15 protein-coding genes and 3 pseudogenes are annotated in these 17,783 nt (G+C 60.5%); 12 read left to right on the top strand and 6 right to left on the bottom strand.

Features of this window, described 5'->3' with window-relative positions; genetic code table 11:
* Positions 1-55 precede the first annotated feature (55 nt).
* From NKJ23_RS09695 to NKJ23_RS34640, 4 genes and pseudogenes are all read left to right on the top strand, one after another.
* On the top strand, positions 56-1,060 hold the full coding sequence (locus tag NKJ23_RS09695; RefSeq protein ID WP_023676588.1) for a substrate-binding domain-containing protein: 1,005 nt from the start codon (positions 56-58) through the stop codon (positions 1,058-1,060).
* A 210-nt stretch (positions 1,061-1,270) separates the two neighbouring features.
* Positions 1,271-2,320, top strand: coding sequence for a Gfo/Idh/MocA family protein (locus NKJ23_RS09690; RefSeq protein WP_352680165.1), 1,050 nt, complete (start codon positions 1,271-1,273; stop codon positions 2,318-2,320).
* 312 nt (positions 2,321-2,632) lie between these two features.
* Positions 2,633-3,068, top strand: a pseudogene (locus NKJ23_RS09685) (IS66 family transposase); the annotation flags it as partial.
* A gap of 700 nt (positions 3,069-3,768) precedes the next feature.
* Positions 3,769-4,110, top strand: coding sequence for a transposase domain-containing protein (locus NKJ23_RS34640; protein WP_502894573.1), 342 nt, complete (start codon positions 3,769-3,771; stop codon positions 4,108-4,110).
* Between the two features lie 682 nt (positions 4,111-4,792).
* Here NKJ23_RS34640 and NKJ23_RS09675 read toward each other — a convergent pair.
* From NKJ23_RS09675 to NKJ23_RS09650, 6 genes are all read right to left on the bottom strand, one after another.
* Positions 4,793-5,053 (bottom strand): pyocin activator PrtN family protein, encoded by a 261-nt coding sequence (locus tag NKJ23_RS09675; protein ID WP_352579555.1) that lies wholly within the window; start codon positions 5,051-5,053, stop codon positions 4,793-4,795.
* 1,027 nt (positions 5,054-6,080) lie between these two features.
* A complete protein-coding gene (locus NKJ23_RS09670) occupies positions 6,081-7,136 on the bottom strand; it encodes a lipocalin-like domain-containing protein (protein WP_352680164.1) in 1,056 nt (351 codons plus the stop codon).
* On the bottom strand, positions 7,126-9,534 hold the full coding sequence (locus NKJ23_RS09665; RefSeq protein ID WP_352680285.1) for an ABC transporter permease: 2,409 nt from the start codon (positions 9,532-9,534) through the stop codon (positions 7,126-7,128). The genes NKJ23_RS09670 and NKJ23_RS09665 overlap by 11 nt, the downstream gene beginning before the upstream one ends.
* Positions 9,534-10,190: an ABC transporter ATP-binding protein gene (locus tag NKJ23_RS09660; protein ID WP_352680163.1), complete on the bottom strand. Its 657-nt coding sequence runs from the start codon at positions 10,188-10,190 to the stop codon at positions 9,534-9,536. The genes NKJ23_RS09665 and NKJ23_RS09660 overlap by 1 nt, the downstream gene beginning before the upstream one ends.
* Before the next feature lie 371 nt (positions 10,191-10,561).
* On the bottom strand, positions 10,562-10,747 hold the full coding sequence (locus tag NKJ23_RS09655) for a DUF3606 domain-containing protein (RefSeq protein WP_023676578.1): 186 nt from the start codon (positions 10,745-10,747) through the stop codon (positions 10,562-10,564).
* A gap of 50 nt (positions 10,748-10,797) precedes the next feature.
* Positions 10,798-11,172, bottom strand: a complete 375-nt coding sequence (locus NKJ23_RS09650) for a DUF1488 family protein (protein WP_352680162.1) — start codon at positions 11,170-11,172, stop codon at positions 10,798-10,800.
* A 412-nt stretch (positions 11,173-11,584) separates the two neighbouring features.
* Here NKJ23_RS09650 and NKJ23_RS09645 point away from each other — a divergent pair, with 412 nt between their 5' ends.
* From NKJ23_RS09645 to NKJ23_RS09610, 8 genes and pseudogenes are all read left to right on the top strand, one after another.
* Positions 11,585-12,022 carry a hypothetical protein gene (locus NKJ23_RS09645; RefSeq protein ID WP_352680161.1) on the top strand — a complete coding sequence of 146 codons (438 nt, stop codon included), beginning with the start codon at positions 11,585-11,587 and terminating at the stop codon, positions 12,020-12,022.
* A gap of 640 nt (positions 12,023-12,662) precedes the next feature.
* On the top strand, positions 12,663-12,977 hold the full coding sequence (locus tag NKJ23_RS09640; protein ID WP_023676575.1) for a co-chaperone GroES: 315 nt from the start codon (positions 12,663-12,665) through the stop codon (positions 12,975-12,977).
* 50 nt (positions 12,978-13,027) lie between these two features.
* Positions 13,028-14,671, top strand: a complete 1,644-nt coding sequence (gene groL / locus NKJ23_RS09635) for a chaperonin GroEL (protein ID WP_352458343.1) — start codon at positions 13,028-13,030, stop codon at positions 14,669-14,671.
* A gap of 42 nt (positions 14,672-14,713) precedes the next feature.
* Positions 14,714-14,788, top strand: a pseudogene (locus NKJ23_RS09630) (NADH-quinone oxidoreductase subunit D-related protein); the annotation flags it as partial.
* 49 nt (positions 14,789-14,837) lie between these two features.
* Entirely contained in the window at positions 14,838-15,203 is a 366-nt protein-coding gene (locus NKJ23_RS09625) for a 4a-hydroxytetrahydrobiopterin dehydratase (RefSeq protein ID WP_352680160.1), read from the top strand.
* Complete coding sequence (locus tag NKJ23_RS09620) at positions 15,200-15,532, top strand: antibiotic biosynthesis monooxygenase family protein (RefSeq protein WP_352680159.1); 333 nt, start codon at positions 15,200-15,202, stop codon at positions 15,530-15,532. The genes NKJ23_RS09625 and NKJ23_RS09620 overlap by 4 nt, the downstream gene beginning before the upstream one ends.
* Positions 15,533-15,916: 384 nt before the next feature.
* A pseudogene (locus NKJ23_RS09615) lies at positions 15,917-16,045 on the top strand (DUF736 domain-containing protein); the annotation flags it as partial.
* Positions 16,046-16,383: 338 nt separating this feature from the next.
* The gene (locus tag NKJ23_RS09610; protein ID WP_352680158.1) at positions 16,384-16,548 is read left to right on the top strand and encodes a DUF736 family protein; all 165 of its coding nucleotides are present in this window, start codon (positions 16,384-16,386) and stop codon (positions 16,546-16,548) included.
* The last annotated feature ends 1,235 nt before the right edge of the window (positions 16,549-17,783 follow it).

Here is a 17,783-nt window from a genome sequence, read left to right as displayed (position 1 = left end):
CCGGCGGCCGCAAGCCGTCGGGGATAGTGGACGTCAAAACAAAGTGGAGGAACAGGTGAAAAAATACATTCTGACGGCGGCCGTGGCGTTTTCCGCGCTGATGGCAGGGCAGGCCTATGCCCAGCAGAAATACGTCTTCGCCCTTGTGCCGAAGAACATGAACAATCCTTTCTTCGACCAGGCTCGTGACGGCTGCAAGAAGGCCGAAGCCGAATCCAGCGGCGCGATCGAATGCATGTATATCGGCCCCGGCGAGCATGGCGGCGGCGAGGAGCAGGTGCAGATCGTGCAGGACCTGGTGGCCAAGAAGGTCGACGGCATCGCCGTCGCCCCGTCGAACGCCGCGGCAATGGCCGTCGCGCTTCAGGCCGCCAAGGAAGCGGGCATTCCCGTGCTTACCTGGGACTCGGATGTGCTACCGGAGAACAAGGACCTGCGTGTCGCCTATATCGGCACGCACAATTACGAAATTGGCGTCAACCTCGCCAAGATCGTGCAGACCATCAAGCCGAAAGGCGGCACCATCTGTATCCAGTCGGGCGGAGCTGCCGCGGCCAACCACAATGAGCGCATGAAGGGTATACGCGATACGCTGGCCGGCAAGGAGTCGGCCGCCTCGCCAGGTGATGCCCTGACCGGCCAGAACGGCTGGACGGAAGCACCGGGCTGCCCTCTCTATACCAACGACGACTTCCCTCTGTCGGTTCAGCAGTTCCAGGACTTCATGGCGAAGACGCCAAACCTCGACGCCTTCGTGCCGACAGGCGGCTTTCCGCAATTCATACCGGATGCGAATCGCGCTGCGGTCGAGCCGTACAAGGATAAGATCGCCAAGAAGGAGCTGGCTCTGGTCGTCGCCGACACGCTGCCGGTGCAGATGGACCAGATGAAGGAAGGCCTGTCGCTCGGCCAGGTCGGACAGCGGCCGTTCGAAATGGGCTACAAGACCATGCTGGCGCTGAAGGACATCAAGGACGGCAAGCCCGCGCCGGCCGACCCGACCTACACCGGTCTCGACGTCTGCACCCCCGAAACCGCCGACACCTGCATCGGAAAGTAGGCGGGGGGCGCAACTCTGCGGCGGGCGAGGGATGACTCTTGCCCGCCTTTGCCCCTGAGAGGCGACAACAGACCCATCGAGCGACTGGCTCAAATCGACCGCTGCCGTCAGGCCTCAGAGACGCTCCGCTGGCCACGGCGTGACCATTTTTAGACGAGTGCCGGGAGTGATCCCATTCGGGAGGAGCAATTGAGAAAGATACGATATGCCGTGGTGGGCGCGGGCTGGATCACACAGGAAGCCTTTATGCCCGGTGTGTCCCAGACCGGAAACTCGACAATCACGGCGATCGTCAGCGGCTCGGCCAAAAACGCCGCCAAGCTCGCCGAATTCTACGGCGTGGAACACGTCTTCAGCTATGAGCAGTACGACCAGATGCTCGCATCGGACGTCGCCGATGCAGTTTACGTGGCATTGCCGAACTCCATGCATGCCGACTATGCGATCCGAGCCCTGAGAGCCGGCAAGCACGCGCTCGTTGAGAAGCCGCTGGCCACGACCGAGGCGGAATGCGAGGCGATGATCGCCGCCGCCAATGAGAGCGGAGCGTACCTGATGACGGCGTATCGGCTGCACAACGAGCCCGGCACTGTCGAGGTCCTGGAGCGCATCCGCAGCGGTGAGATCGGCGATCCCCGCATCTTTGCCGCGGTCTTCTCCTTCGTAGCGTCGTCCGACAATCACCGCCTCAAGGCCGCCTATTGGGGCGGTCCCTTGCAGGACATCGGCGTCTACTGCCTGAATGCCGCGCGCCATATCTTTGCCACTGAGCCGATCGAGGCAGTCGCGGTAAGGAGTTTCGGCAGCGCCTCAGTCGGGGAGGTAGAGGAAAGCATTGCCGTGACGTTGCGCTTCCCCGAGGGCCGGCTTGCGCAGTTCATTGCCAGCTTCGGCGCGGACAATTCGGATTTTTACCACGTGGCCGGAACGAAGGGGAGCGTAACGGCCGACCCTGGCTTCCGTTTCGAGACTGCCGTGCAAATGAAGCTTCGGCATGGCGACATCAGAACCGAAAAGGCGTTCCCGCAGACAGACCATTTCGCCGGACAGACCGCGTATTTCTCCGACTGCATCCTGAATGCACAACCGCCTGAAGCCGACGGTGGAGAAGGATTTGCCGACGTGCGCGCCCTGCTTGCCATTGAGCGCGCCGCCAGCACCGGTCAGCCTCAGAAGATAGACACGCCGGCACGGCAGGTTCATCCTACTGCGGATATGATCCGCATCTTGCCTACAACGGACCAGCGGCTGCCTCTCTGACGCGCTTTCGCCCGCGGAGCCGGCCAGGATTCATTGCGAGAAGCGTCTCACGAAACGGCATCGCGTACCGCGTTGTACCGTGCAACCGTTCATGCGGAGGCAGTCACGATCTTGTTTCCGAACGTGCTCGACGGGCTGCGCTGGGTGAAATTCATCCAGGCGGCCGCCGACTCGCACGAGGCCGGAAAAGCCCGGACAACCGGCTGGCTTGACTGAACGCATTGGAATAATACGGAGGTCAACTTGAGTATACGCGTTGGAATTATCGGCGTAGGGGTAATGGGTGCGGATCACGCGCGGATGCTCGCATCACCTCAAGCCCGGCTTGCCGCCCGACGGGAGCATTCCGCGCCCATCATCGCTGCCCTGAAACCATGGTTCGAAAAGCAGCTATCGATGATCTCCTCCGGCTCTGGCCTGGCCGAAGACATCCGGCATGGGCTCGGCCACTGGCAAGGCCTGACCCGCTTCCTGGACGATGGCCGCCTGGAACTCGACACCAACCCGGTTGAAAACGCGATCAGGCCAGTATGCCTGACCAGAAAAAAATGCCCTGTTTGCAGGTCACGAAGTCGGGGCCGAAAATTGGGCGCTGCTCGCCTCCATCGCCACCTGCAGGCTCAACGACGTCAACCCGGTCGCCTACCTCGCCGAAACCCTCGACGCCATCATCAACGGCCATCCGCAAACCCAGATCGAGGAACTCATGCCCTGGCGATTCCGGAAAACGTCAAGCCCAAATCCATAGGCGATCCGCGAGGCGCTCACCCTAAGTTTTATCATTGACGGTCTGACTTGACGTCTGGCCCGAGGGCGGCGTTCGCTACTATTCCGAAACTTAAGGTTTCGCCCTACCGCGTAATTGGGGTCGGCTGTCTTAAGAGGGCCGCTGCCCACGGTGCCTACTTCTTAACGCATTGGCGGACTGGTGCGGCCGAGCAAACTTCGCCCACGCCGCAGTCCAGGTCGCGTGAACAAGGTTTCGGCATTTGCGGTGGCTCCAGCGTGACGAAGGGCGTCCTCGGCTCTTCCCCCGGTCTCGCCGTTCTCGGGAGGAAGGCGCCGGGATCACCGAGCGACTTCACATATCGATAGAATGACCGAATGTCGCTCTCCGGCATGACGCGAACGTTGTACCAAGGCATCGGCGGCAATGTGCGAAGTGTCTTGATGTAGGTTACATACCCGTCTTCGCTAAGGTCTTGCGCGCTCCATCTCAGATTGCTTGCATACGTTGTGCCCCACGGCCCCCGCCAACCTATTACTTTCCCTCTCAATGCCTTGGTGGGGTCGAGTGCGCCTTCGGCTTCCCTGTAGCCGTCAGTATGGCAGTCGTGACAGCTGCCGATGATGGAAACCAGCCGTCCTCTCTCGACAGACACCTCCTCTGCCGCAAACGCTGCCCCCGATGCTGTCAATATTGCTGAGCCAACCAGGAGCTTAATGAAGTGCATGGTAGCCTCCAGCGCCCTCACACCGCTCGCTCAAAGCCAATAACAACGTCGAGACTTTACCACAATTTTGAAAGTTGGGGTGGGGAAAGCAACGGATCGTTGGAGGCAATAGTCCCTAAGAGGCTCCTGGGACACTGTCGACAATCGCAGCACAGCACTACGTTCGACAACTGGGCGCTGCTCGCCTCCATCGTGGCCACCTGCAGGCTCAACGACGTCAACCCGGTCGCCTACCTCGCCGAAACCCTCGACGCCATCATCAACGGCCATCCGCAAACCCAGATCGAGGAACTCATGCCCTGGCGATTCCGGAAAACGTCAAGCCCAAATCCATAGGCGATCCGCGAGGCGCTTACGCTTCCACCGCAACGGTCTCGCTGCTTTCGCCCCTGCGCACCGAGATCAATTCGGGTCTGTCGCGAGGAACGGCCTATCCCGCGGACTGGCGTCCTCGCTTCACCGATGCCTATCGCCTGCAGGCCCAGGCCTGGATCCATTCAATACTCAGCGGAATTCCGGCCGGAGCAAGCTGCTGGACGGATACCGGGCTGCAATCGCCGCCGAGGCGGGTCTGCAATCACTATCAGAAGGGCGAAAGGCAGTTATTGGCGCAATGAGTAAGCCAGAACTGTACAAATAGCTGACGGCATTTGAATTCATAATGACCTCGGCAGCCGACTAATAATCTTCTTTTTCAGGCCCCTCCCGTCAGCGTGTTCCACGCAGCCGGTGCGCTGCTTCGGCTCGTCGCAGGGACACGTGCGTGTTCTGTAGGATCATTTCGCGAAACGCCTCGTTTGATACTTCAAAGTTGTACCATCGTGTCCAACATCAGATGGGACGCAGTCCCAACAAACATGCAGTTCAGACAGTCGATTACGCGTCTTTGTTGAAGTGGTGCTGTACCAAATGCAGTACCGGCCTTGAAACGGTTGATCCAGTTCGTCGCTCATCAGGCCATAAGCCGCGGGCGGCTGTGTACGGCAGGGCTGAACGAAACCTCATTCACGCTCCCTCGCTACTCCGTGAGACCCCTCATTTCCTTTCTCGCAGCCTCAGTCCGGAACTCAAGGTATTTGGCCAAATCGGCGAGATGGACGCCCTTGGCACACTTCTGACTGTCCTCGATCCGCACGAGCGGAAGGGCAATTTCCCCCATGGAAATCTTTCGGACCAACTTCGGCGGCGTCAGGTGGGAGAAATAGTCTCGGCAGACCTCATCGATCGGGATGATGGCCTTGCCACCATACTGAGCCATCAAAAGCAGTGCTGTGTTCATTCCAGGTTGCTATCCCTGTTAGGAGCTTGGCAGACTAGCAAGCCGCCCAACGGGTTCAACGGCCGGGCAGGGGGGCGCGTGCAAAAGGGTGGGCGCGACCTAAGCAACGGCCGGGGCGTTCAAGTCGCTAGAGGGATACCGCCAATACAGTGCTGTGACCGAGTTCGTTTGCTGACGGGCTTCTTAATCGGCGCAAATCGGTCCGACTCCAACCTCCGCAACCAGTTCCAGCATAAATCACTAATAGTCGCGATCTGATCAAAGCCCCGCCGGAAAAAACGGCAAGGCTTTTCCCACGGCAGGTTTGGCGAAGCGCGGAAGGGCACTCTGCCGCCCAGAGTAAGCGGCCTGCACGGTGAAGACGAGAGGGACGCTTTTCCAAGCGCGGAGTTCGAATCCCTCCGAGCCCACCAAGTCGCCTCCCTGCAATGCTGGCCTGGACCTGTCAAATCGTCACGTTAATGATGTCGGTATCGGTGGTTGCGTGTCCCCGCAACCACTTCTGTCATAGTACGATAACCGTCTCGGTCTAACCGAGGCGGTTTTTTCGTGTGGCGAGTTTGAAAATGTCTGGATTGCGTGAGGCCGTGAGGCCGGGCATTAAGGCGCATATTTTGCGGGAAGGCCTTCATGAACCTCAATCATCGGCAGAATGCGCCGTGCAGCGTAACCATCCGGTGTGGACCGCGGCAGACGCCGTTTCGCGTGTTAGACTGCTTGGCATGGAGATCGACACCGACAAGATTGACGCGTGCAGCGGTGGTGCTTCGACGTAGAAATCGGAAAACACGCTCGCGGCAACTCTGCACTACGCAGATGCGCGCCCATCTCCGGCCACGCAACATCGATCCGCAATTCGGAGCCATGTAGTGGTAGGTGGCGGCGCAGGACCGCTACATCGCCAGAGCCATTACCTGAGATAGTGGGTTTGAGGTGGTGGTAGAGGGAAGGGCGCTGGAAACTAACCTTCTCCATTTTCGGCAATTCGCCAACCGTCGCGATCTCGCGATTGAGCAGTGTCCTCCAGTCACTCATAGCCTGTCATCTCGAGATAGCCGCGCCCGGCATGGGTTCCCTCAAATCGGATCGGGCCTTCCCAATAGGGAGAGCGTGTGTCCATCCAGGCTTCTGGGTTTAGCGTCCGGATGGTCACATCCACTCCGTTTTCCGGCAATTGCACCCTCCAGCGGATCGGCACGCTACGTCCCGCGACTGCCGCCGTTTCGAGCGGCGTCACCCTTAGCGCGCCGGGGGCCTGCGGCTGCGGCCTGCCGTCGGCCTTGATCCATGTGGCCGATGTAAAGCCCGCGCCTCCGTCGCGCAGGCGAAAGCCCATCATCTTTTCGCCGCTGTCGAAATGCAAGGAGAACCAGTCCCACCCGGTCTGATCCTCAGCCAGCGGCTGCGAGGACCATTCGTGGTCCAACCACGCCTGACCGGACACCGCGATCACGCCCGCCGGAAGGGTCAGTGTACCGGTCACGTGGTAGAATGGTTGCGAGTAGTAATAGCTCGCCTGCCCCTTCTCGGATTTCACCGAGTAGCCCTGCACTCCCTGCGGCACCAGAGGGCCTTTGGCGTCCAGTGCCAGTTCGTAGGAAAACGCCTGTCCCGCCGCGTGCAGGTCGAGCGCCGACAGCGCATCCGCCTCTGGCAGGGCCCGACCTGCCATCTGCCAATTGTCAATCCAGGCCGCAAAGGGTGCAGCCGAAACCCCCGCCTGGCCGATGCCGCCCCGTGCCAGCCGTTCGGCCACGAATTGGTGCGTTCGCGTCGTCAGCCCGGCATGGCCCATCCAAAGCTGCGGACTAGACCAGCCGGACCGCTCCACCGGGGCCAGGGCGGATCGGAAAAGAGTCCATTGCACGCCAAAGTCCGCTCCATCCGCAGCTTGCAGGTTGGCCGTCAAATACCACCATTCGATCCGGTAACCGGGGTGCGGGCCGTGGTCTGCCGGAAAGTTGAATGCAGTCCCCGGCTGCGGCACTGAAAACCCCTCAGCCTCTGTGCCAAGCCCAGCAAAACCCTGGCCAAAGGCAGGTGCGGCCAAGCTCATGTAGATCAGCAATGCTCTAACGCTCATGTGCAAATACCTTCAGCAAATCCGATGGCGAAAGACGCGCCAGCCGCCAGGCAGGCACGGCGGCTGCAAGTCCGGCCGCCAGCAACGCGAGCGCCGCCAGCCGCGCCCAGTCACCGGGAAAAAGGTGCATCGGCAGACGCCAGCCAAAAGCCTCCACATTCACCACCGCCAGTAGAACAAAGGCGAGCCCGATACCTACAGGCAGAGCGGCCAGCATGGTCAAGGCTGCCAACAACAAGCCGCGCCAAAGCTCCAGCCATACGAGGTGGCGGCTGGGCAGACCCATGGCCCAGACCGGCGCCAGTTGCGGTAGGCGCATCCCCGACAGGGTCATGAGGCTCGCAAACATCGCCAGCCCCGCGACTCCCAGCGTCAGCACATTCAGCGCGGCTGTCACTCTGAATGTGCGCTCAAACACTTTGAGCGAAAAGACCTTGATCCCGGCCTGGTCAATCACGTTCTGCGCGGGCAGCCCGAATTCCGCCCGCAAACCCGCAGCCAGTGCTTCGGCCTTGCCGGGGGCAATCCGAATGGCATAGCGCAGGCGGGAGACGTCAGGATAGTGCTGGAGCAGTGTGTCGATCCCGATGATCACTTGGCCGATCGGGTTGCCATAGTCGGCATAGACGCCGACGATGCTGGCCCGCCAGCCACCGGGCAGCGTGATCTGGTCCCCTAAGCCCAACTCCTGGCGCCGCGCCAGTTGTTCGTTGATCAGGGCGCCGTCGCCTGTGGCGATCCGGTCCCACACCCCCGGCACTGCAGAGAGGATCGGCCAGTTGTCGCGATAGGTGCCATGATCGGCCACGCCGTATATTGCCGCGGGCTGGCCTGCGACCCGGCCCTCAATGCTCCAGATCGGCAGGACCGCGTCGCTGCGCTGGGCCAGCCAGTCGCGTATCGCCGTGGCCTCTGCTTCGGTGCGGGCGGTCACGTAAAGCTCTGAGGCGAGACGCTGATCGAGCCAGCCGGTGAAGGTCAGCCGAAAGCTCGACACCATCGTGCTGACGCCCACATTGACGGCCAGCGCAAGCAGCAGTGCCATTAGCGCCAATGACAGGCCGGGAAGCTGTTGACGCGTGTCGGCCCAAAACCATTCAGCCAATGGTCCACGCGCCAAGCGGCCGCCAAGGTGCAATATCCCCGTCAGCACGAGCGGCAGCGCCAGTGCCGCCCCCAACAGCAGTGCCGCCAGAAGCGCAAAGCCCGCCTCGAGGCCGGATCCGAAGTGTGCAATTCCCGCCGCCGTCAACAGGAGCACCATCGCAGCCACGCCTTGCGCGCGCAGGGCCCGCTCCGAAGCCCGCGCCCAGGCCCGAGGCTGGGCCGGCGCAAGCAGCGGCAGGTGCCATAGCCGCCAGAGGCTTTGTGCGGCCGCTACCAGCGTGCCGATTACCGCGATCGCCAGCCCCGCTGCCCACACTGCGGGGCGGATCGACAGCGTTCCCGGCACATCGGCCCCGTAAAGTCCGCGCAGGGTGGCGGCGACGTCGGGCAAAAGGGCCGAGGCGACTACATAGCCAAGTGCCACGCCCACCAATCCCGCGAGGAGGGCGAAGATCAGCAGCTCGGCGATCAGCAAAAGGACCAGCAAGCGGGCCGGCAAGCCCAGTGCGCGCAGTGTGCGAAACACCGGGCGGCGCTGTTCAAAAGCCAGACCGATGGCGGAATGCACGATGAAGAGCCCCACCGCAAAGGCAAGAAAACCGAAAGCCGTCAGGTTCAGGTGAAAACTGTCGGTCAGCCTGGCAAGATCCCCCGTTTCACTCGGCTCGCGCAGGGTCAGGCCGGGGGCTGTCACCTCTAGAGGGGCACGGCCAATCGGTTGGTCCGGCCAGAGCAAAAGACGAGAGATCTTGTCCTTTGCCCCAAGCAAGACCTGCGCCTGCCCGATGTCGGTGAGGACTGTGCCAGGCGGCAAACCCTCGGCCACGCGCACGGGAGGTGTTGCTTGCTCGGTTAGTCGTGCCGCGGTTTCCGGAGTTGCATAGAGCACCCCGGGCGCCGTGATGAACGGCAATAGCTCATCACCCACTGCAACATCCACCTGCTGCGCCTGCGGCGGCAAAGTCAGTGGGTCAATGCCGAGGACGCGCAACCGCACATCCCCAAACCGCATTTCACCTTCAATCACCGGCGAAGCCAGCCAGCCTGCTCGCCGCAGTCTCACAAACACCTGTTGATCCATCCGGGTCCCGTCCTCACGCACCAGTTGCGCGAGCCGGTCCTGCCCAAGGATCGCCGCTGCACGGTCATAGCTCGCCCGCGCCTCACCGTTGATCGCCTGAATCGCTGACCACAACGCCGTTGCCAGCGATAGCCCCAAAAGCAGCATCGCCAGTTGGACAGGCCGCCTGCGCCAATGCGACAAGAGCGCTGACAACCCGGTCCACACCATCAAGCCAGCCGTCCCGCGTGCAGGTGAACGTGGGCGTTCAGCCGGTTTGCCAGACGGTTGGAATGGGTAACCATTAACAGGGCGGCACCCGTTTCAGCCACCAGCGACAGCATAAGATCGAGTACAGCGTCCCCTGTTGCCTCATCGAGATTGCCCGTGGGCTCATCGGCCAAAACCAGCCGGGGCCGAACGGCTAGGGTCCGCCCAATCGCCACCCGCTGTTGTTGCCCACTCGACAGCTGTTCAGGGTAGCGCGTTAGGACCTTGGCCAGGCCCAGCCGTTCAGCAAGGACCTTCAGCCACGCCGGATCAGGACGGCCGGCAAGTCGAGCCTGAAAGGCAAGGTTGGCTGCCACATCAAGCGAAGGGATCAGGTTGAACTGCTGGAACACAAGTCCGACTGTTCCCCGCCGCAGGGCGGCAAGGGCCATATCGTTCAGCCCCACAATATTGGTACCGCCAAGGTGGATTTCTCCCGCATCAGGGCTGTCGAGCCCTGCAACGAGGTGCAAAAGCGTGCTCTTGCCGCTGCCAGACTCGCCGGTCAGCGCAAGGCTCTTGCCCGCCTCCAGCGAAAGATCGATCCCGTGCAGAACATGCAACGGCCCTTCGCCAGTGGGGTAGAATTTGTCGATCTGGTCCAGCCTCAGCAGCATGTTACTCCCCGGAGGCCCGCGTGCTTCTGACACGGCATGCCAGCGAAATAGCGCCAAACAACGACCCCTTTCATACAGCCTCCAAACCCACTGCCTTAATTGGACAATGGTTTTCTTCAGAGGCTCGCGTTTTGCATCTAACGCGACCTCCACTTGGAATTCGATGTACAATTACGATCTAGAGCGGTTCTCAGCTAGGCGGGATAGGCGTTGACCGTGCCGTCGCAACTCACTTTCCAAACGGAACTGGAGCGCTGCCTTCAATTCCTCAGCAGTGCCGATGCCGTTGCTGAAAAGCGCCATGATTATGCCTGCAGCCTGGTCACACTCAGGCGTGCTTGGCTCTATGCCAGCCTCACGGGAATACGCGATCAAACCTTTCGGGCAAAGAGTTCCTCTTCGATCTTTGCGCGGTTGTTTCCATACTTTTTTACCAGCCTGAGGGCATCAGCCCGTTCGAGATGGTGCTTCTTCATGAGGTACCCGACTTCATAGTCTTCGCCACCGTCGACCCGTGCTCTGTCTTGCGGACCACGCTTTGACTTGTCGTCTGCCATGACAACCTCCATGGGCGATCGCCTCGCCCAAACGTGTCAAGGATAATCCTCTAATCGACGGGGACAAGGACGTAGTCGCCAACCATGTCGAAACCGCACAACTCCGCGGTCGCAGGGATAAGCCGATCCCTTACGGGGAACGCTTTGCTCGTCCGCCGTTCGAAGCGTCGAGGTCTTCTGGGCTGGTACACGTTCTTGCGGCCGTGGGAGGAAGCTTTCCGCGCGACATCACGAATGGAGTCCCTTGATGCATCGAAGGTCGCCAAATAAGCCGCTTCGGCTGTGGCTGCTTCCGGTTTTGCGTTCGCGAGCGCTTCAATCTCAATCAAGAACGGCATTTCAAACATGCCATCGTAGCCGAGAAAATGGAGGTATTGTCCGGCCTCGTCGTAGCTGCGGCTTCGGTTCGGAAAAGTCAGCGCCAAGGTTGAACATACCTCAAGCCGTCAAGAACCGCGTAGCGAACGTCTGTTGCAGGCTCGCGGCCTTGCGTCTCTTCGCATTGTGCGCGTTCAGAATTACGGCGGTTTCGAAGCTAAACTGCCACCCGCTTGATCCCGCTGCCCGGCCAGCGATGGAGCCGGGCTACTCCAGCACAGACTCTGCCCGTCGATCACCTCGATCGGCACGGACTCCAGACCGACATCGTCGAACAGCCGCGCATTTGACCGCGTTCGCCAAATTAATGGCCGGATCTTTGCGAAGCCTCCGCATTTTCGTGGGGGGAAGCCCTCCCAGCATCATCGTGATTGGACTTCACGATCGGTTGGAGTCACGCTGGCCGCAGGCATAAGAAGGATATGGGTGGACCAACTATCGTCTGAATAGGAGGCCAAAATGAAACACCAGACGATCGAGCAACTGCAGATCGTCGCCGAGATCGATCAGGCCTACCCGCGCCAGGCCATGTCGCGCAGCGCGCGTCTTGAACACTGGGCGGAGCTCCTTGAACGGAACCCTGACCGGCGCCTCTCGACGCTGCACCAGACCGAGTATCAGCCGGTTAGAGCACGCGGGGCCATGCGCGGCGACGGCTCGCCGATCTCAGTCGCTTTCGAGGATCCTGTCCTCCGCGCCGCCGGGTTGGAAAACGACAACTACGGCGAAGCGAAGCGGTTCTTCGAACTGACCGACAGGCAATTGCATGAGATCATCTGCTATTGTCATTTCGGCGCGACGGTGAGCGCCGTAACGGCCGCCCGTCACATCCGTGCGGCGATTGCCGGGAGACAGCCCGGCATGTTCGCTCGGATGCGTGAGGCGTTCGTCGGATAAAGCCGGAGCCGTTTCGCAGCATCATTTTTGAAGCGGCTCGCATGGAAAGCCGCCGCCGTAGCGCGGGCAAGCGCTCCCCACGCGGGGAGGCTGTGTTGCATGAGGGGGTGCGGCTTTCCGCAGGAGCACGCCGACGCCCCTCCTGCATCTTTTCCATCCGAACCGGAAAGATCCCAATGCTGCCAGTACATCCGTGGTCAGCGCCGTGGTTCAAAGGCTCGAACAGAGCGACATGCGCGCCGGATAAGCGCTATACATTCGCTGTCGAAAATTCGGTGCTTCATGGTGGGTCGAAGGTCGCGGACCTATGTCGATCGGGACCGGGAAAGCCAAATCGTGCCAAATTTTCGCGAACTGTATATATCTCTCGATGCACATTCAATCAAGGCTCGATAGGTTTGTCTCGTAATTGCGGATTAATATAGTCTGTTGTCGACAAAATTAAGATGGATGAATTACAATAAAATTGCTTATGGCTCCGCCTTTCGGACGGCCAAAAGCGCCGGTAAAAACGACTGATTTCATTTCAAATATTTTCGGTTTGAGGAATTAAAAATTTGGCACTCCTATCATTCGAGTGCCAAAGGGGCTATGTTAAGTGTTGCAGTCGCTCTATGTGCGGCGGCAGAAAGAACCCCCAATGAAATTCCGGCCACTCCACGACCGCGTCGTCATTCGGCGCGCGGAAGGCGATACCAAATCCAAGGGCGGGATCATTATTCCCGACACCGCCAAGGAAAAGCCTCAGGAAGGCGAAGTGATCGCCGTGGGCCCGGGCTCGCGTGACGAGAGCGGCAAGCTGATCCCGCTCGACGTCAAGGCCGGCGATCTCATCCTGTTCGGCCAATGGTCCGGCACCGAGGTCAAGATCGACGGCGAGGACCTCCTGATCATGAAGGAGAGCGACATTTTGGGCATCGTCGAGAAGATCAAAGCGGCCAAGAAAGCCGCCTGACCGGGCGATTTCCGATCCCGCAATTTCAAGACTGAACTGGACGTAAAATCATGTCTGCCAAGGAAATCAAATTCGCTACCGATGCCCGCGACCGGATGCTTCGCGGCGTCGAAATTCTGAACAACGCCGTCAAGGTGACGCTCGGCCCCAAAGGCCGCAATGTCGTCATCGACAAGGCCTATGGCGCGCCGCGCATCACCAAGGATGGTGTCGCCGTCGCCAAGGAAATCGAGCTTGCCGACAAGTTCGAGAACATGGGCGCCCAGATGGTGCGCGAAGTGGCCTCGAAGACCAACGACCTCGCCGGCGACGGCACGACGACAGCCACGGTGCTGGCCGCTTCCATCCTGCGCGAAGGTGCCAAATTCGTTGCCGCGGGCATGAACCCGATGGATCTCAAGCGCGGCATCGATCTTGCTGTGGCTGCTGTGGTGAAGGACATTCAAGCCAGGGCCAGGAAAGTCAAATCTTCGGACGAGATCGCCCAGGTTGGTACGATCGCCGCCAATGGCGACGCGTCGGTCGGCGCCATGATCGCCAAGGCGATGAACAAGGTCGGCAATGAGGGCGTGATCACCGTCGAAGAAGCCAAGACAGCCGAAACCGAACTCGATGTCGTCGAAGGCATGCAGTTCGACCGTGGCTATCTCTCGCCCTATTTCGTCACCGATGCCGAGAAGATGCGCGCGGAGCTGGAGGACCCTTACGTTCTCATCCATGAGAAGAAGCTCGGCAATTTGCAGGCGTTGCTGCCGATCCTCGAAGCTGTGGTGCAAAGCGGTAAGCCGCTGCTGATCATCTCGGAAGACGTCGAAGGCGAGGCGCTAGCAACGCTGGTCGTCAACAAGCTGCGCGGCGGCCTCAAGGTCGCAGCCGTCAAGGCGCCAGGCTTCGGTGACCGGCGCAAGGCGATGCTGGAAGACATTGCCGTGCTCACCGCCGGCCAGATGATTTCCGAGGATCTCGGCATCAAACTCGAGAACGTCACGATCGACATGCTCGGGCGGGCTAAGCGCGTGCTCATCGAGAAGGATACGACGACGATCATCGACGGCGCCGGCGAGAAAGCCACCATCCAGGCGCGCGTCCAGCAGATCAAGTTGCAGATCGAGGAAACGTCCTCGGATTACGACAAGGAGAAACTCCAGGAACGTCTCGCCAAGCTGGCTGGCGGCGTTGCTGTCATTCGCGTCGGCGGCGCGACCGAGACGGAAGTCAAGGAAAAGAAGGACCGCATCGATGATGCGCTGAACGCCACTCGTGCAGCCGTGGAAGAAGGCATCGTTGCCGGCGGCGGTGTTGCGCTTTTGCGCGCCAAGGCAGCTTTGACTGAGCTTACTGGCGCGAATGCTGACATGACGGCAGGTATTTCGATTGTGCTGAGAGCACTTGAAGCGCCGATCCGCCAGATTGCCGAGAATTCCGGCGTTGAAGGTTCGATCGTCGTCGGCAAGCTCTCCGACAGCAAGGATCACAATCAGGGCTTCGACGCCCAGAACGAAGTCTATGTCGACATGATCAAGGCCGGTATCGTCGACCCCGCCAAGGTCGTTCGGACGGCCCTGCAGGATGCCGGCTCGATTGCCGCGCTCCTGATCACCGCTGAAGCAATGATCGCGGACATTCCGCAGAAGGTTTCGCCCGCTATGGGTGGCGCGGGAGGTATGGGCGGAATGGGCGGAATGGACTACTGAGCGGCGCCTGAAACTATAGCCAGGACGACGGAAGGCCAGCGACGCGGGCACATGCGAGCCGATATCTCGGCGATCATCGGTTCGCTCGACATCGTGTTCGGGGAGATCGATCGATAGGCTCGTCGCTGTCGTATTTGCTGCTAAAAATGGTCTTGGAGACAAGAACATGACCGACACTCTTGCCGAGAAAACATGTACGCCTTGTCGCGGCGGCGTCCCGCCGCTCACGCGTGATGAAGCCCAACGCTTCCAGGCACAGGCTCCTGATTGGGAGCTGGGTGACGATGCCCACCGCATCCAGCGGAGCTTTCGATGCCGCAATTTCCGGGACGCGCTCACCCTTGTTCAGGAGATCGGTGAGCTCGCCGAAATCGAGGGCCATCACCCCGACATCAGCTTCGGCTGGGGTTATGTGACGGTTTCCCTGAGCACCAAGAAGATCAAAGGACTGCACGAGAACGATTTCATCATGGCGAGCAAGGTCGATCGGATGCTCGATCGCGCGGGGCGGCCCCTCGACCGCCAACGGTGACACGGCAAATCCATTGCCAATCAAGTGAGGTCGTTTATGCCACACATCCGTACCGACGATCAGCCCGCAACTCAGATCACTGTTATCGAGCCCGAACCGGACAAGCAGGCCGAGGCATGTCCGTCGTGACCGAGCGAGCGCGCTTTATGGCGCGCCAGCCTGGGTTCATCTCAATCAGCCTGCATCGCAGCCTCGACGGGCGTCGCATCGTCAACTACGTCCAATGGCAGAGTCGCGATCTCTTGCGATCGGCTCATCAAAATTCCGCAGGAGTGGGGTCACTTCGATCAGGTGACGGACGAGATCGATCCCCATCTGTACGATGGTAGCCCAAGTGATAGATAGTGGTCAGTAGGCATGCCGTCCACGTGACCTGAACCGCCGGGTCGAGACACCCGACATGAGCTGGTGAATTTACATGCACCAACGCCCCCTCCATGCACCAGTGCTCTCCGGCGGGCCTGGGGGGCCGATCCGCAATGCACTACGTCGATGTTCCACATTTGACGGCAATCAAGAAAGACAGCGCCATTCGGGTCCACGGTTCCATTGTCCCGGACAAATTTCGATTTCACCGGGCGAGGAGAAGCAAGTGCCAGACAAGGATCGAGTTATTGGATCGGCCAAAAGGGCCAAAGGCACCTCACTCCGCATCGAACTTACGTGGCGCACTGCATAACACCGAGTTCGGGGCAGCATAGAAGAAGACCTCGAGCGAGGGACGCGACTACCCCGTCAAGCTCGACGATCCAAGCTTCTCCGCTCCGATATCTGCGAGCCCGGTCGAGACCGACACCGAGGGCGTGTTCTCGCTCATCGGGTCTCGCCGCGCCGCAGAGTGATCCGACCTAACACGAAGCCCCGCCGCAAGGCGGAGCTTCGCCATATTCAGGTTCGCCACTGCTTGGCACCTCTGTCAGATGCGGCACGTTACACTTTGGCAGGTGCCTTGCGCGCCTTCCTCACCGGCGACTTAACTGCCATTGGGTTTGTTCACAACGCTCTCCGGCGAGCCGTGACGGCTCGCAGTAAACTTCGTCAACGCTTATGAAAGGTGCAACGGAATGGCCCAGATCGGAACCTTCACCTGCAACGACGACGGCTTCTTCGGCAACATCTCAACCCTGGCGCTCGACGGGAAGCTTGCCATCCTGCCCGCCGAGAAATCGAATGCCAAAATATGCCAGACCACCGCGTTCTCTACAAAGACATGGAGATCGGTGCGGCGTGGGATCGCACCGGCGAGAAGGCTGTCGCCTTCTCTCCGTATGCATCGACGATTCATCCTTCGTGCAACCCGATCCGCGCAACTCTGTTCCAATCCGATGCCGAGAAAAGTGCTTAGGGCCTGCACTGGAGCCGGCTCTCGGAGCGCGACGAGCGAGGCTGATCGGATGCTCCTATTGCGCCTCAGCGAGCCTTTCGCGTCAACTCGGGCGCTGGTTAAACACTCCGACCCGATCTCCCGTCAGGCGGCTGGCGTGCGCAGCGAAGGTCAAGGGCGGCGGGACGCTTGCCAATGGCTGCCGACGCTCATCGCGACGCAATTTGCGGCAAGCAGGTCGGCCGGCGAAGCCTTGCCCTTTGAAGCGAGCACGGCGGCAGACTGCCTGTGCGTCAGGATAGGGTGTATGCACTGTCGTCCGCAGCACCATGACAATGATGTCTGCATGCTTGGCTCACCCATTCGGCGTCGGCTATTTGCGCGGAACCTCCCACGCATGGTGAATGGCGGGCGCGCTCCAGCAGCACGATCTTATCCGCTGATCCATGGTTTCCGGGAAGCTGCGCGGATCGCTGATCAATGGTGCGGTTTCCATTCCGACGCGCTCTCGGCAGGGAGCGGGCGAGGCGAGCGCCCTCCATTCGCCGGTTTTCGCGCACGGGCGACATCCGGAATGACGTTGCAATGCGTAGCGACCGTGACGCGAATGTTGCGGCAGAGGCAGTGTTCGCGGCGATTCATTCGCCCAACAGTCGGTCGCCGACGAACGTTGCCGTAGTTGACTTAACTGCGGTCGAGCCTCGGCCGGATAGCTTGTGTGTCCGGCTGCGAGACCCGCCGCAGATAGCCTGTTTGTCCAGTGCCCTTCCATAGCATCACGTTGGCAGTGGCATTCCTGGTCAAGCGCATTTCGGTCTGTTGCGTCGCGGGAACTGCAGTGGGAGGGTTGTTTCAGGGGGACGGGGAGAGATGGCGGAGGACGGGAGCGGGACAGCGGGACCGAGAGTGAGGAGCGAGGGCAAGATAAAGCGAGCTGGCGCTCGCCCTCGCTTCGCTCGTAAGTGTGTGTCTGCACATTGTTTTTTCCTGCTCGTGCCGACGCTAGGCGGCAGGCCGCGAGGTGCGTGGCTGACGGTTGGTATCCTGTTGGTCTGAAAAGCAAAGATGTGGTGCCGCAGCGATGTGCGATCCGCTGATCTACGCCACAGCAAGTCTTTGCGCGCCATAGTACGCGCCGCGCTCCAGCCATCTTGAAGCGCGAATCCCGACGCCCGATGCTGTCGTCATGGCAAATCGTGACAGCGACAGATTCCAGGTTCGCACCGGCCGGACGCGGCATGGCGGCGCGCCGGTCA

Source organism: Mesorhizobium sp. M0184 (genome assembly GCF_040322215.1).
Taxonomy (GTDB): Bacteria; Pseudomonadota; Alphaproteobacteria; order Rhizobiales; family Rhizobiaceae; genus Mesorhizobium.
This window is presented reverse-complemented; position numbering and strand designations above follow the sequence as displayed.

Bases quoted from the DNA above. Each gene is read 5' to 3' on its own strand.
- NKJ23_RS09670 (WP_352680164.1), bottom strand. From the start codon at position 7,136: ATGAGCGTTAGAGCATTGCTGATCTACATGAGCTTGGCCGCACCTGCC.
- NKJ23_RS09655 (WP_023676578.1), bottom strand. From the start codon at position 10,747: ATGGCAGACGACAAGTCAAAGCGTGGTCCGCAAGACAGAGCACGGGTC.
- NKJ23_RS09610 (WP_352680158.1), top strand. From the start codon at position 16,384: ATGCCAGACCACCGCGTTCTCTACAAAGACATGGAGATCGGTGCGGCG.
- NKJ23_RS09665 (WP_352680285.1), bottom strand. From the start codon at position 9,534: ATGGTGTGGACCGGGTTGTCAGCGCTCTTGTCGCATTGGCGCAGGCGG.
- NKJ23_RS09660 (WP_352680163.1), bottom strand. From the start codon at position 10,190: ATGCTGCTGAGGCTGGACCAGATCGACAAATTCTACCCCACTGGCGAA.
- NKJ23_RS09645 (WP_352680161.1), top strand. From the start codon at position 11,585: ATGAAACACCAGACGATCGAGCAACTGCAGATCGTCGCCGAGATCGAT.
- groL (WP_352458343.1), top strand. From the start codon at position 13,028: ATGTCTGCCAAGGAAATCAAATTCGCTACCGATGCCCGCGACCGGATG.
- NKJ23_RS09640 (WP_023676575.1), top strand. From the start codon at position 12,663: ATGAAATTCCGGCCACTCCACGACCGCGTCGTCATTCGGCGCGCGGAA.
- NKJ23_RS09625 (WP_352680160.1), top strand. From the start codon at position 14,838: ATGACCGACACTCTTGCCGAGAAAACATGTACGCCTTGTCGCGGCGGC.
- NKJ23_RS09675 (WP_352579555.1), bottom strand. From the start codon at position 5,053: ATGAACACAGCACTGCTTTTGATGGCTCAGTATGGTGGCAAGGCCATC.